The organism is Ferruginibacter paludis, from assembly GCF_030409685.1.
In the GTDB taxonomy this organism is placed as follows: domain Bacteria; phylum Bacteroidota; class Bacteroidia; order Chitinophagales; family Chitinophagaceae; genus Ferruginibacter; species Ferruginibacter paludis.
Window position 1 is genome coordinate 612,523 of the sequence record NZ_JAUFQJ010000006.1, and the last position, 13,979, is coordinate 626,501.

Sequence of the window (13,979 nt, forward strand, 5' to 3'; positions counted from 1 at the left end):
ATAACAAAGTGAAACCAACCCAACCTTTGAACAAATCATGTCAACGGGTTCGTTTAGTAAACATATAATCAACCACAATCCCATTCACCACCATTTTAGTGCCGTCATAAGTTATCTTACCGCCAGCAGGAACACAAATGATGACCGCAGCATTTTGTGGCGGCAGTTGTATTGAAGCAGATGAAGCAACATTTTTTGCAATGAATTTACCGGTAACGGTATTGTACAAATCAACTTTTTTATTGCCCGTCGTTGTCATCACAACTGTTTTAGTAGTGGTATATGGATTGTAATATAAAAAAGAAGGGTAAGCCTTATCATGATAAAAATCGGTAGCCAGTAAATTTAATTGCAGCACACCGTTAATATTTGTTGTACGGATAATGCTGCCAAAAATTCCTGCATGGCCACTTCCATACACACTGAATTGTGATTCCTCCGGATTCTTCCCAAGAACCCATAACGGGCCATCACCCTGTGCTACCGGGCCTTTTAAGTTTTCATGTTGTTTATAGGATGATTGTTTGATCATCCCTTCATATCCAATCACGCCTTTGGTAACCGATGCCAGTTGTGGAATGGTTTCATGATCATCCGGCATGTATTGCGGGTAAAAAAACCGGGCGGCGTTGGCCGCATTCAACATCCATTTACCAATGGCAACAGCATAAGACTGATTGTACCGGACCATGGGAACAAGCGGCCAGGCAGCATCGTAGGTGTTCATCAAAAAACCATACCCGCCATGATCCACCGTGCTGCCAACAATACCTGATATATCAATGCCATTCCATTTGCCAACCAATACGCCCCAGCCTTCCCTGCAAACCGCCGTGCCATCAAAACTCCAGCCCAGCATTTTATCCAGGTCATAATTTTTTACCTGCTCTGCATTTATTCGTGCAGCCAGGTAAGCGCCGAAAGGCATCAGCAATTCATAAGTAGGATTTATTTTTTGCGATTGCAATGCAGACAAAGCACTCAATGCACCTTTTAAATATCTCACGTCGCCAAACTTTTTAAATGCGGCATACAATACATAAGCATGACCAGCAGCTGCATCCGGCTGGGCACAAATCTGGTTTTTCATTGGCTTCATTTTACCGTAGTCAAAATAAGAATAATCGTAATTGCCATTTAATATTGAATCAGCAGCATAAAATTGTTCGGCAATGGTTTTGGCTATTTCAGTAAAGCCCGGTTCGTTGGGATACTGATTGCAGATGGCATAAAACAACACATTGGGATACACATCATACCACCAGTCACGACCGTAACCACCGCCGAGCAGCGCTACTTCCGGACAGGTGTTGTTCATCATAATATTCCAGCCTGTTTCTTTATTAAAATAATTTTTCACCATGCCTACATAATCAAGACCTTGTTGGTTTGTCTTGTCAATGCCTACCAAACTGGCACCGAGCGTTGCACCCATCGTTGCCAGCGCTTCATGAAACATGCCTTTATTATTCGTGCCCTGCCTTACATCTGCCAAAGCGGTATACAGGCCCACGACATTTTGTGGGAAATTCTTTTTACTGCTGTCCATCCACACCAATGGCCAGAATTTTCCTTTGGCATTAAAGTCAAACACCGTTTTATCAAACCGAAGCGCCAGTTTTTTATAATCGATTATTTGCAACGGTGCAGGCAAAAAAGGCATCTGGTCTACCCGTTGTAACTGTTGTTGTTTTACCTGCGCCGTTAAAAAATTGGTACCGCACATAAATAAAAGTGCGACCGCTATATTTCTCAAATTATTCTTCATTGAATCTTTATTTTTTTTGAGTTGTATTATTTTGAAGGTTGCCAGGCTTTTATTAAACTGAGACAATCCTCCATCTGCTGATCCATTTTTATTAATCATTAAACAATTGACTCTGCTACTTCACCCATCGCTTTCATATCTATTCCTGGTTCATCCGGTGATAGTATTTTGCCCTGTGCTATAATTTTTTTTGCTACAAAGATGGAGCATAATTGTAAAGTAGCAATAATGATAACAGCATACCTCAACGCGATTTCATTTGAAATGCCATAAGCCAATGCTAAAAAGGTACCTGCTCCAATCAGCCTGCCTGCATATAATCCCCATTCATGATTGAGTATGTATGCGTACTCACCACGTTTTTCAACTTTATTCACAATATCTATTACCTGGAATTGAATGGGGAAATAAGCAAGATCGATGAGTGGTTTTGCAATCAACAATAGCAGGATAAAAATGATCACTCCCAGTCCACTGAATAAAGCACCATTGACTACTGCCCCCAAAGCAAACAGGCCAAGGCCCACTGCAAATATTTTAATGCGGTCACCTGGTTTAGACAATCTTCCCAAAACATACATGATAACAGCTGCAATAATGGCTCCGATAGATTGTGCAGTTCCCAGCGCACCTTCTTTACCGAGTAATGTCATGATGAGCATGGCCGGAGCCGTTACCAAAAATCCCTGTGCAAGGCCTTTTAATAAAGCCAAAGAAAGCAGCTTGTACCACAAAGGATGAAATTTAAAGAATACATACTTCTTATGTTCCGGGTTCGGGAAAGAGCCCCTGAAGCAAACGATTGAAGCAATCACTGTAATCAGGAAAACAATACCGGTGATGACTTTGTATGCTGTATGGATGGAAGCATCATCATGTGTTGCACCACCTCTTGTTTCTATAAACCAGCCGATGGTTACGGGAACAACCACGGCGATGATGGTATAAAAAAAAGTTTCCAGCCCATAATAATAATTCCTGTTTCCGTCATTGGTAATGGCTAAGGCAAGCACATCCCTGTTGGCCCAGTAAAACCCGAACGACAGGCCCATGATAATACCAGCAACCCCAAGACCCACATTATCCAAATCATGCAGGCTCATCATGTATATCATGGAAATTGCACTTAGCATCATGCCTGCAGAATAAAGTTTCCTGATATTAAAATGTTTTAATAAAAATCCATTCAGTAAGAATGTCAACGGTATACCGGTGTACACGGTCAGCTGGTAAATGACCACTTTTGTCGGATCGTTTGAATTGCGCATTACGTATGCCGCCACAAAAGTATCAATCACCGGCAGTACGAATGCATACGTTAAATTGGTTAAGATCAGTATCTGGAAATTACGTGGTTGGCTTTTAAAATGACTGATCTCCGTTTTGAGTTTATTAAACATGATTGAATTTTAAAAGTGAGAGAATTTCTTTCAAAGAAAAATGTGCAGCACAAACAAATTCATCAGCAGCACCATAATAAACAGTGATGGTATCTCCATCCACAATATGACCATTGGTAAACACCACGTTGCCAAAAAAACCACTCGTTTCATAGGTCGCTGTTGGCACCATGACCGGCTCCTCCGTTCTTGCAATTACTTTGGACGGATCATTGGTATCCATTAAAAAAGCCCCCAAACAATATTGATGTTTTTCATTTGCCCCGTGATAAATTGCGAGCCAGCCTTTATCGGTTTTAATGGGCGCTGCGCCGGCACCTACTCTTTTGCTATCCCATGCACCTTCTCTTGTTTTAATAATGCACTGATGATTGCCCCAGTGCACTCCGTCAGGTGAAGAAGTAATCCAGATATAATTACCGCCGATATCCACGCTGCTGGGCCGGTGCAAAGCATAAAATAAACCATTGATTTTTTCTTCAAAAATGGCACAGTCTTTATTATGCGGCGGCAGCATCATGCCATGACTTGTAAAATCTTTCCAGTTAACGGTAGTGCGTAACCCCACCCCCACACCATTGCCAGATACAGCTGTAAATGTGAGGTAATAAATATTTTCCAGTAGTGCTACCCTGCAATCTTCTATACCGAATGTTTGCAGCATTCCTTCTCCCACCAATGGTGTATATCCTTCCGGTTCATAAAATTGTACGCCGTCATCTGAACAAAGCAAGCGCAGGTGAGACAAGGTGGTTAAATAATCAACCCCTTTATAATTGATCACCCTTGCATCCGATGCGTCCAGTTCTGGGTCATCTTTTTTAATTTCTATTATCTGTGTGCCGCCCGTTTCTGTGAGTACAGGAAAAGAAATAATGTTCTCTTTTTGTGCCGGTCTTTCTGCTACCCTTACAATCAACCATGTTTTATTTTGAAACCGGAATACACCAGGATTTAACAGGCAGGTAATTTCCAGTCCTTCAGCGCTTGCCTTCAGATCTTTGGGAGATAATAACGGGTTTGCGGGGAATCGTTTTACGATATCATTCATAAAAAAAATTAAAATGGTGATTGGTGGTGAATGGTCAATGGTCAATAGTCAATCGTGAATAGTCAATAGTCAATAATGAATACCAGATTTTTTATTATTACAATTTATACCGGTCCATTGCAGCTTTTACTGTTGGATAATTACTTACCCGTTGCATTGTCAGCAAGGCTTCAATAGTTGATTCTGCTCCCGAATTTTTATTGATGCTATTACCGGTATTGATCGCATCATAACAGCGACCGTTACTGACTGAGAACATATTGGCACCTGCCGTATTTTTTCCAAGAAACCATGCGGCTAAATGACCCGCCATATCTGCATATCGTTCATCATTGGTAACTACATACGCATCAATAGCGGCAAATACCATTGGGCGAACACCATAAGCGATCTGTTCAAATTCTTTTGTATTCTCCGCCGTAAACACTCCATTGGCAAAGCTTACATCGAAAGCGTTTTTAAATCCATTACTTAATAACCAGGGATAAAAATTATTTACTTCTGTCATTGCCCTGGTGGTATAGCTGGTATCATTTAAAAAAATGCCTGCTTTAAAAATAGCAGACGCCTGGTCGCTGCCGTATGCATGCCAGCTGTTGCCGGAACTTAAAAAACAGGAAAACGGAAAATGAGCAGCATCTCCAAACTGTGTCATTACAATTCCATTGGCTAGTTTGCGGATATAATTTTTTATTACAACATCTTCAGTTCCCTGGCAATATGGAATTAAACCGAGGATCAATGTTGCAGCCTGGTCGGCACCTTCCGGTAACCATTGTGGCACATCAATTCCATTTATCTGAACAGTAGTGAGTGGCAGATCTACCAACTCCTTTTTAATTACAGCAATCAGTTTAACAACTACTGCATCTACCCTGCCTGACAATAAACTATTTTTTGATTTGATAACAGGACCTGCTTCAGTAAGCGCCTGTAAAGCACGCCAGCTCCACCATTTAGGCTGATTGATACTGGTGATACCCGTCTTGTTGATCACATTTCCCTGTTGCAAAAAATTATAGAAGTAGCCATTATCAGATTGCATGTTGACAATAAAACTCAACAGGCCATATACTTTATTTTGAATGACTGTATCGGTGGAAAATGTACTGCTTCTCAAATAAAATAATACTTCACGGACCACATCGTCTACGCAGGTAAAACCTTCACCGCCAGCGACTACAGGATTGTAAGAAGGGGCATCTGCATAAATATAAATGCCTTCTGCTTTTTCACCATTGGGAAAAACAACAGGCACAGCTAATCTTTCAAGATGTGCCGTATTTAAAACAGAAGAAACTATAACAGGTGCTGGCACCACAGGAACTACAACAGGCGCTGCAATCGCAGCCTGCTTTTTACAGGCCGATGAGCAAACAAAAATAGCGACTATGACTGCAGTCCAACTCATTTTGATATTTGTACCCATAATAGCAGCACTAAGTTTTTAGTAATTCTACCAAAGAGAATAGCAGTAAAAAAAAGGAGTTATTCAAATGTTTGAATCAAACTTCAAATAACTCCCTATCGTTTACCAAATAATTTAATATCCTGTATTTTGTGTGATGCTGCCACCGGATTTATCGATCTCGCCCTGTGGAATTGGATAGAGATAATTTTTGTCCTGGAAATTTTTACCCGACCCTGTTAAAAAAGCTTTGGCAATTCCCCAACGTTTCAGGTCGTTGAATCTTTGTGATTCAAAACCCAACTCTACCCTTCTTTCCTGAATCAACCATGTTCTGATCTGGTCTTTACTGACAGACGTAACATCCCTGTCTGGTAATGTTCCTGCAGGAGGCATGGTTCCGTCAGCATTAGGACTGGTTCTTGCACGCTGCCTTATGCTATTGATTATTGCAATGGCGCCCGGGTAATCACCTGTTTCATTTAAGGCTTCTGCTTTCCATAATTGTACATCTGCCCAGCGGATATATATTTTGTTGCTGGGAGCATCATCATTACCCTTGTTATTGCTGTTTAATTCACCAAATAATTTGTATACGTTTTGTCCTGCTACATCAACTGTCAATCCCAATCTTGGATCGTTGGGTTCAAATGCTGCAATAAAACTGGGAGAAGGAGCTATAAATCCCCATCCTGCCAATGCGCACAGGCCATTGCCTGTTCTTGGTGTTGTTAACGACTTATGATCATAGGCAAATACCACTTCGTTTTCTGCAAATTCTTTCGCTACGCTGAAGTTGTCGAAGTAGTTGTGGTCTAAACTGTAGTAGTTTAATGCTTCCATTGCATTAACAGCAGTTATAACGTCTGCCCATTGCTGGTTGTACAATGCAACCTTTGCCTGCATCGCCATCACTGCGCCTTTGGATACCCTCCATTTTTCATCAGCAGCTGCATATTTACCATCTGGTAATAACGACTTCGCATCAGCCAGGTCCTTGCTTATCTGCACGTACACATTTGCTTTTGTTTCTCTTTTGGCAACGCTGTAAGCATCTGCAAAATTTTTCAACGGTGCTGTTAACAATGGCACATCGCCGTATAAATTCACCAGGTCGAAATAATAAAAAGCCCTTAAAAAATATACCTGACCCAACAAACTTTTCCTTAATGTTTCGTCAATACCAAGGCTTGCTGTTAAGGTTGCATCTGTTAAATAACTGATGGCCAAATTGGTTCTTGCAATACCTGCATAATCATAACTCCACTGGCCTTTTACACCGCTGTTGCTTGAGGTAAAACTAAAATCAGCAAACTGGTCCATCCATGCCTGGTCACCATCGGGGTTCCATTTTTTCAGCATATCACCGGAGGCAATATCCTGCATAATAAAATCATTGCGGAGTACCGTACCATCATCCCAACCCCAGTTGCCAATGATATTCAGTGTACTGGAAAGAAGTTGGTAAGAAGAGGTGACAGAATAAATAACCGACTCATGCGTAGGCGGTATACCTTCTGTTATTATTCCAATGGGAGTTTTATGTAACTCTTTTGAACAACCGGCTGTGCAGAAGATGACAAGAGCAGCCAGTATTTTATATATTGATTTCATGTTGTTGATTTTTAGTGTATGAATTATAATTTAACATTGATACCAAATAAAAATGCTTTTGATTGCGGGTAAGTTCCCTGGTCAAACATGTTGTACGCTTCCGGATCTAACCCTGTGTACTTGGTTACCGTGAACAGGTTTTGAGCAGATACAAACAGGCGCACATCCTGGAAAACAGTTTTTATTTTACCGCCCAGGTTTACTGTATACCCAAGCTCAATATTCTTCAGCCTGAAGTAAGAAGCGTCTTCTACAAAAATGCTGGATACCTTGCTGCTTCCATTGTCTGTAAAGGTGGAACGTGGGATGGTGTTGCTCGTTCCTTCGCCATGCCATGCACCCAGTGTAGCAATGGTGTGGTTGAACGGACGGGTATCGTAGTCAATGATTTTTTTAAGGTCATTGTATTTTTCAACACCGCTTACACCCTGAAATAAAACACTCAGGTCGAAGCCAAGATAACTGGCTGACAAATTAGTACCATAACTAAGTCTTGGATTTGGATTGCCAATGTAAGCACGGTCAACATCATTGATGATACCATCGCCATTGATGTCCTGGAATTTAATATCCCCCGGGTGAATATCAGCATGAGAGGAACCTGTCAGGTAATCATCAATTTCTTTTTGACTTTGATAGATACCTGTCATTTTAAATCCATAAAAAGAATTCAGCGGATGGCCGGCTTCTGTCTTGGAAACCTGTCCATAAATGTTGGGCAAATTTGGATCAAGCTTATCTACGTTGTTGGTTACAGTTGCAAGATTTGCATTAATGGCATACCTGAATTTGTGACCGCTATTTCTATAACCAAGTGAAAACTCAAAACCTTTATTGCTTACTGCTCCTGCATTTACGATGGTTGGTTTTACATCACCCACTACACTTGGTAGTCCCAATGGAAGCAACAGATCAGAGGTTTTCTTTTGAAAGTACTCAGCAGAAAAAGTAATTGCGTTTTTAAGCAAGCCTACATCAATTCCTATATTATTCTGGGTGGTGGTTTCCCATTTCAGATCCGGGTTACCATAACGGAGTAATGTACCCTGCGAATTATAAATAGATAAAGAGTTGTAATTATTCAACCCGGACTGGTTGCCCAATTTACCTGTGCTGGCTCTTAATTTGAGGTCAGATAACCAACTAACATCCTGCAGGAAGTTTTCCTGTGATATTCTCCAGCCTGCAGAAAAAGAAGGGAAAAACGCCTGTTGATTATTGATAGCAAACTGGCTTGACTTATCCAGTCTTGCACTTGCCGTTGCAAAAAAACGATTATCGTAACTGTAATTAACAGAGCCAAATAAAGAGAACAATGCCCACTGTGATGCACTGCCGCCATTCCATAAGTCCTGTGGAAAAGCGCCGAAATCTATGTACTGGAATGCTGAATCTGTATTACCATACCTTGCTCTTGATGCACTGATACCGGAAGCATAGTTGGTAATAAATTCACTGCCTGCCAATGCGCTGATTGTATGCCTGTCAATTTTCTTATTATAGCTTACGGTATTCGTCCAGGTGATGGTAGTTTCCTGGCCTCTTTCTTCATTTAAATTGCTGGGGCGATTTTGACGCCCGGTTCCCTGGTCAATGGAAGAACCCCCGCCATCATTGTCACCATAGTTTTTATAAAATGCTTTATTGTGAAGCATGTTCAAATCAACACCCACGTTACTTCTCAGTTTTAATTCTTTGTTTTGTAACAAAGCCAGTTCAGCATACACGTTACCAAATGTTCTGAAATTGGTGCGTTTATCATTGGTAAAATGAGCAATGGCAAGTGGATTGGAAGCAAACTCATACTTGTTTGCACCGGCATTCCAGGTACCGCCATTTGCTGCTACATTAGCTGAATAAAAAGGAAGGTCGGTGTAAGGATCTGCAACACTGTAAGTAGGATCAGTCGGATCTTTGAACACACCAATTACCGGCGGACGTAAAAAAGCATGACGAATCACTCCGGGTGCATCACCACTGGAAGATATTTTATCCTGTACGCTGTTGGATATCTGCAGGTTGGTACCTATTGTAAAACGGTCTGTAATATTTGCATTTACATTGGCCCTGAAACTAAAACGCTTGAACTGGTCGTTATCATAAATTACAATTCCGTTCTGCCCGTAATATCCGCCAGAGAGCAGGTATTGAACTTTATCCGAACCACCACTTGCAGAAACCTGTAAGTTTTGTGATTTACCCAAAACAAACAATTCTTTTAGCCAGTTGGTATTAGCAAGGTCTGGTCTTGATTTATCTGCTGTGTAAGGATTTGTTCCTGAATAGCCGGAATTATTCCAGCTCTGCTCCATCTTATTCATATACTGTGTAGCATTGAGCATGGTTGGAAGATTGGCCACTTTTTGAATACCGTTGTAATAACTGATATCAAGATTTGATCTTCCTTTTTTACCTGATTTGGTAACGATAACGATTACACCGCCCGAAGCCCGTGCGCCATAAATTGCGGCGGCAGCGGCATCTTTCAATACGGTGATTGATTGTATATCTGCAGGATTGATAAAGGAGATGCTGGTAGTCGGCTGCCCATCCACAATATAAAGCGGATCGCTGCTGCTGCCAATGGTTCCTACACCACGGATAGTAATATTGATGCCATCGCCGGGAGCACCGGTGCTTTGAGTTACCGTTACTCCAGCCACCTGGCCCTGTAACAACTGCGCCACATCTGCCACCCTGCGCTTATCTGCATCCGCCATGTTTACAGTTGATACAGCGCCTGTGATACTACCTTTGCGCTGACTGCTGTAACCAACAACCACCACATCACCCAACGTATTGGTCTCCGTTGCCAGGCTTACTGCCAATGTAGTTCTGCCAGACACCGATACCTCCTGCATTTTGTATCCAACATAACTTATCTGCAATATTGCATTGTCCGGCGCAGTAATGGAGAAATTACCGGCACCATCTGTTGTTGTTGTGGTAGCGGCGTTTTTTACTTTAACCGTTACGCCTACCAATGCTTCGCCTGCAGTGGAATTTATTTTACCCGTAACAGTAACATCTTTTGCCTGTGCAAAGGATGCAGAATGGATAAATTGCAAACAGGTAAAGCAAATTGCAAGCTTTAATCCTGTAAGCAATTGTTTTGGAATGGAACGAATAATGTCCTTAAGATTTTTTTTCATACCAGCATCGTTTTAATATTTAAAAAATAAAAGTGTTTGAATGTGATCATGTGTTAGCAGTTTCGTTTTGATTCATTACAGGATCTTTTTCTCTGCTCACCTGCTTTGGCTGAATAGCCATTTTGGTATTTTAATTTGTCATGTTTGCCTGAATAATTTTTTAAACGGTTAATAATTGGGGTTGAATATTATCTGATGATGTAAGGCACCAATGGTTATTTATTTTGCTTTTAATTTTTTATAATCAGGATCCATTGCCGGTGTGCGCAATCCTGCCACTTCATCCGCCATCAGGATAAATATATTCCAGCACAGACCCTTTGTAGAAGGCCACCAGCTATCCGTTGTCGTCCATTTTGTTGGTATAAATTCTTTGCTGAAGGGCCATTTGGGATTCAGATAAATTTCTGCCCATACCCTGTTTTCCATTAATGGTACAGCATTTTTCCAGCCATGTTTTAATCCCACTACATAGGCACAATATTCAGCCCTGAACCAGCTGCCGCCGTTATAATAATAGCCGTCATTCTTTCCGTTACTATAGTTTTCTTCACCAAATTTTTCAAAGGGTTGATAATCGCCGCTGAGATAAGCAAATCCTGTTGCATCTTTTGTAACCCGCACACAAATGGGTGCCGTGGTTCCCAATTCGGGATGTGGAGAGTTGGCTACTTTATTTAAAACAGGAATCAGATCCAAATGATTTTTGACCATCTCATCTGTCAGCATAGGCCTGTTGAATAGCCACAGGGAAAAGAATTCTGGTTCCAGGTCAGTCAGAGAAATGATATCAGGAAAATTGCGGTCGAACAAAATATGTTTGCGTTTTACATCATAAAAATCCCGGTATGCTTTTTCAGCTTTCTGTATATGCGTTTCCGTTACATTAAAACCTAACTCCTTAATTGTTCTCAATGCAATCGCCAGCATACCCTGGTTAACTCCAAGCCGGTCTGTTTTTGGGTTGTAATCAATAACATCTACCTGACTTAAAGGAAAGTGCGACCGGCATATACCATCGCCCTTGCTGTCAAATTCGTTCAATACATAATCAACTGCCTTTTTTATTTTATCCTGCGGAAGTGTAACACCGAAGCGGCGTTTGTTCATCATGGCCCATATCAGCCATTCGATGGTGGCTTCATTGTCTTTTGCTTCTACTGATCCCATCAATGGTGTGATGATGGTACCAATACCACCTTTGGGTGTCTGCGTTTTACCCCATTGCTCCCAGATGGAAAGATTTAATTCTTTGTTGTAAGAGGCTACCGTAGAAAAATAAGAATCCCTGTTGTACATGTCCGGTGCATAGTTCATGTTGGGCACATTAAAGGGAGCAAAGTCATTTACATCGGTGACCCAGGTAAGCATATTAAAATTGGCGTACAGCATTTTCTCAATCTGCGATCCTTTAAAACCTTTGGCTTCAGCCAACCGTGATTGTGAAGCAATCATAAATTGCTGGTGCGATTTCCATGGTTCTGTAAAAATGTAAGTGGTCTTGGTAACTTTTTCCCCGAGTGGAAGAATGTTATAAGGTTCTCTTTGCGGTTGCTGTTCTGCAAACTGAAGGTCTTTAATTTGCAGTATACATTCTTTGCCTGATTGTGTACCAATGAACATGGCCACACTGTCATTTTCAATATAGGGCACCAATATGCTTCCTTTAAAAACTGTCCATTCATTTTCTGTTGCCGGAAAATTATCAATGTATTTTACGCCATCTTCCAGTTCAATCGTTTTTACTCCGTTCTTAACCCTGAAAAGTTTTAATGCCAGTGGCGTATTGCCTTTGCACGAAAATGAAATGGTATAAACCTGCTGATCTTTTAAAGGTGCAATAAATTCTATGCCCGCCCTGCCACCAGCGTGACCGGTAATTGAAATCAATCCATCCTGATTTTGTATTTCGGCGTTGCCTTCTTTTTGATAAGCTGCAGGCGCTTTTAAGATAGTTGATGAACCAGCATCTAAATTGTACAGTTCTCCAAATGTTTGCCTGATATAATTATTATTGGCTGCCCGCTCGGTTAAACTGGCAACAGAAAATAGATTCACATCCGGCAAGCGGCGCATGCCAACAAATCCGCCGCCACGTCCGCTAAACCTGCGGCGGGTATTCCGGGTGTACTGATTTTTGTACCCGGCATCTGTTAAAAATCCAACTACCATATTACCCGGAGTAACAAAACCTGCTGAAGGAAACATTTCATGTACAAAGCCGCCGGGGAAACTATCGTACTCAAATGTTGTATACCGTTTGGGAGTTTCTGCAGGTCGTGCCGTTTGCTGTAGTATATATAACATGCCGGGCATGGATGGCTGCATCAACTCAATCGTCTTTTTTACGATGGTATCATTCAACACCTGGTAGGTTACGGATACAGACAGATTGGCATCAAATTCTTTTATGTAAGCATCTCTTGATAAAGTGATTTGCTTTGCGTTACCCTTCCAGCTTTTGCCTTTCCATTGGGAGAAATTGGCTGTTGTGCTGAGGTCATTATTAAATAACTGTAAGGAGAATTCTTCTGTATTGGTAACCAGCAAGTGCCCTTCATTGTATATATCAACATGGTATCCTGCCTTTTCATCGCCGGCAACCTTCAGGCTCAGTTGCTGACAAACGGCAACAGAGTGAATGACCAATACATACAGGCATAGTAAAAAAAACGCAGGTTTGGTTTTATATTGTAACATACAGGCAGCAATTGATAGTCAAAACTATCTTTAATGCCTGCCACCCTTATGCACTATGCTAACATTTTACTGTACTATGGTTACATTTTAGCTGTAAAACAGCGATTTTTCGTTGAAGATTTTTTTAAAGTAAGAAAGATGGAAGGAAATCCCGAAGTAATTTCATTCTAGTTTTTATTTTAAAGTGAGAGAAAAAATATTAATTTCATATTAATCTATTTTAAATAATTGTGGCAAATATTTGATCCGGTCTTTAAACCTTAGTAGAAAGTAAATTTTAAAAAGAATCTAACCTTATTACTGACTAAAATGAAAATAGAGTATAATAATTTATATACACATTTTATTTTCACTACTTTGCACCGCTTACCGGTTATTGCTGAAAAACACCGGGAACGAATTGAAAAATACATTACTGGCATAGTGAACAATAATGATTCTCAATTATATTCCATATACGCCAATCCTGAACATGTTCATTTTTTAGTTTCCCGTTCCCCCAAATTATCAGAGGAAACACTGGCTTCAATAGTCGCAGAAAGTTCTCAAAAATTTATTAACCAGAGTAAGCTATGTGACAGTCCGTTTGCCTGGCAGGAATCTTCCTCAGCCTTTTCCGTATCTAAGTCTGATATTGATAAGGTATGTAAATACATACTTAATCAACCAGAACATCACCGAAAAATAAGCTTTATGGAAGAGTATGAAACGTTTATTAAATTCTATCAAAAGACACTTGAGCCTGCCGGAAAGTATGGACCAAAATAAGGTAATAAGGTAATAGAAATTAGATATTTTCCTTTCTACTAAGGTTAAAAAAATCACGGGATACCCGCGCCTTCTTTTTTCTGCCGAATAAATACCGAAAATATAATATGGTTTTTAC

The 13,979-nt window shown here is 40.7% G+C and carries 9 protein-coding genes; 2 read left to right on the top strand and 7 right to left on the bottom strand.

Annotation, left to right across the window (positions count from 1 at the left end):
• Positions 1-40: 40 nt before the first annotated feature.
• The 7 genes from QWZ08_RS13055 to QWZ08_RS13085 form a co-directional block, all read right to left on the bottom strand.
• Positions 41-1,768, bottom strand: a complete 1,728-nt coding sequence (locus QWZ08_RS13055; protein WP_290337866.1) for a hypothetical protein — start codon at positions 1,766-1,768, stop codon at positions 41-43.
• 98 nt (positions 1,769-1,866) lie between these two features.
• Complete coding sequence (locus QWZ08_RS13060; RefSeq protein WP_290337867.1) at positions 1,867-3,168, bottom strand: MFS transporter; 1,302 nt, start codon at positions 3,166-3,168, stop codon at positions 1,867-1,869.
• A complete protein-coding gene (locus QWZ08_RS13065; RefSeq protein WP_290337868.1) occupies positions 3,161-4,219 on the bottom strand; it encodes a glycoside hydrolase family 130 protein in 1,059 nt (352 codons plus the stop codon). Before QWZ08_RS13065 ends, QWZ08_RS13060 begins: the two co-directional genes overlap by 8 nt.
• A 97-nt stretch (positions 4,220-4,316) precedes the next feature.
• A complete protein-coding gene (locus QWZ08_RS13070; protein WP_290337869.1) occupies positions 4,317-5,648 on the bottom strand; it encodes a hypothetical protein in 1,332 nt (443 codons plus the stop codon).
• A 114-nt stretch (positions 5,649-5,762) separates the two neighbouring features.
• Positions 5,763-7,241 (bottom strand): RagB/SusD family nutrient uptake outer membrane protein, encoded by a 1,479-nt coding sequence (locus QWZ08_RS13075; RefSeq protein ID WP_290337870.1) that lies wholly within the window; start codon positions 7,239-7,241, stop codon positions 5,763-5,765.
• A 23-nt stretch (positions 7,242-7,264) separates the two neighbouring features.
• On the bottom strand, positions 7,265-10,393 hold the full coding sequence (locus QWZ08_RS13080; protein WP_290337871.1) for a SusC/RagA family TonB-linked outer membrane protein: 3,129 nt from the start codon (positions 10,391-10,393) through the stop codon (positions 7,265-7,267).
• A gap of 219 nt (positions 10,394-10,612) precedes the next feature.
• The gene (locus QWZ08_RS13085; protein WP_290337872.1) at positions 10,613-13,093 is read right to left on the bottom strand and encodes a hypothetical protein; all 2,481 of its coding nucleotides are present in this window, start codon (positions 13,091-13,093) and stop codon (positions 10,613-10,615) included.
• A gap of 33 nt (positions 13,094-13,126) precedes the next feature.
• On the opposite strand from QWZ08_RS13085, the gene QWZ08_RS13090 reads away from it, so the two are divergent.
• Both QWZ08_RS13090 and tnpA read left to right on the top strand, forming a co-directional pair.
• Positions 13,127-13,264: a hypothetical protein gene (locus QWZ08_RS13090; protein ID WP_290337873.1), complete on the top strand. Its 138-nt coding sequence runs from the start codon at positions 13,127-13,129 to the stop codon at positions 13,262-13,264.
• A gap of 138 nt (positions 13,265-13,402) precedes the next feature.
• Positions 13,403-13,861, top strand: a complete 459-nt coding sequence (tnpA, locus tag QWZ08_RS13095) for an IS200/IS605 family transposase (protein WP_290337874.1) — start codon at positions 13,403-13,405, stop codon at positions 13,859-13,861.
• Positions 13,862-13,979: the final 118 nt, after the last annotated feature.

Bases quoted from the DNA above. Each gene is read 5' to 3' on its own strand.
- QWZ08_RS13065 (WP_290337868.1), bottom strand. From the start codon at position 4,219: ATGAATGATATCGTAAAACGATTCCCCGCAAACCCGTTATTATCTCCC.
- tnpA (WP_290337874.1), top strand. From the start codon at position 13,403: ATGAAAATAGAGTATAATAATTTATATACACATTTTATTTTCACTACT.
- QWZ08_RS13075 (WP_290337870.1), bottom strand. From the start codon at position 7,241: ATGAAATCAATATATAAAATACTGGCTGCTCTTGTCATCTTCTGCACA.
- QWZ08_RS13070 (WP_290337869.1), bottom strand. From the start codon at position 5,648: ATGGGTACAAATATCAAAATGAGTTGGACTGCAGTCATAGTCGCTATT.
- QWZ08_RS13090 (WP_290337873.1), top strand. From the start codon at position 13,127: ATGCCTGCCACCCTTATGCACTATGCTAACATTTTACTGTACTATGGT.
- QWZ08_RS13085 (WP_290337872.1), bottom strand. From the start codon at position 13,093: ATGTTACAATATAAAACCAAACCTGCGTTTTTTTTACTATGCCTGTAT.
- QWZ08_RS13080 (WP_290337871.1), bottom strand. From the start codon at position 10,393: ATGAAAAAAAATCTTAAGGACATTATTCGTTCCATTCCAAAACAATTG.
- QWZ08_RS13055 (WP_290337866.1), bottom strand. From the start codon at position 1,768: ATGAAGAATAATTTGAGAAATATAGCGGTCGCACTTTTATTTATGTGC.
- QWZ08_RS13060 (WP_290337867.1), bottom strand. From the start codon at position 3,168: ATGTTTAATAAACTCAAAACGGAGATCAGTCATTTTAAAAGCCAACCA.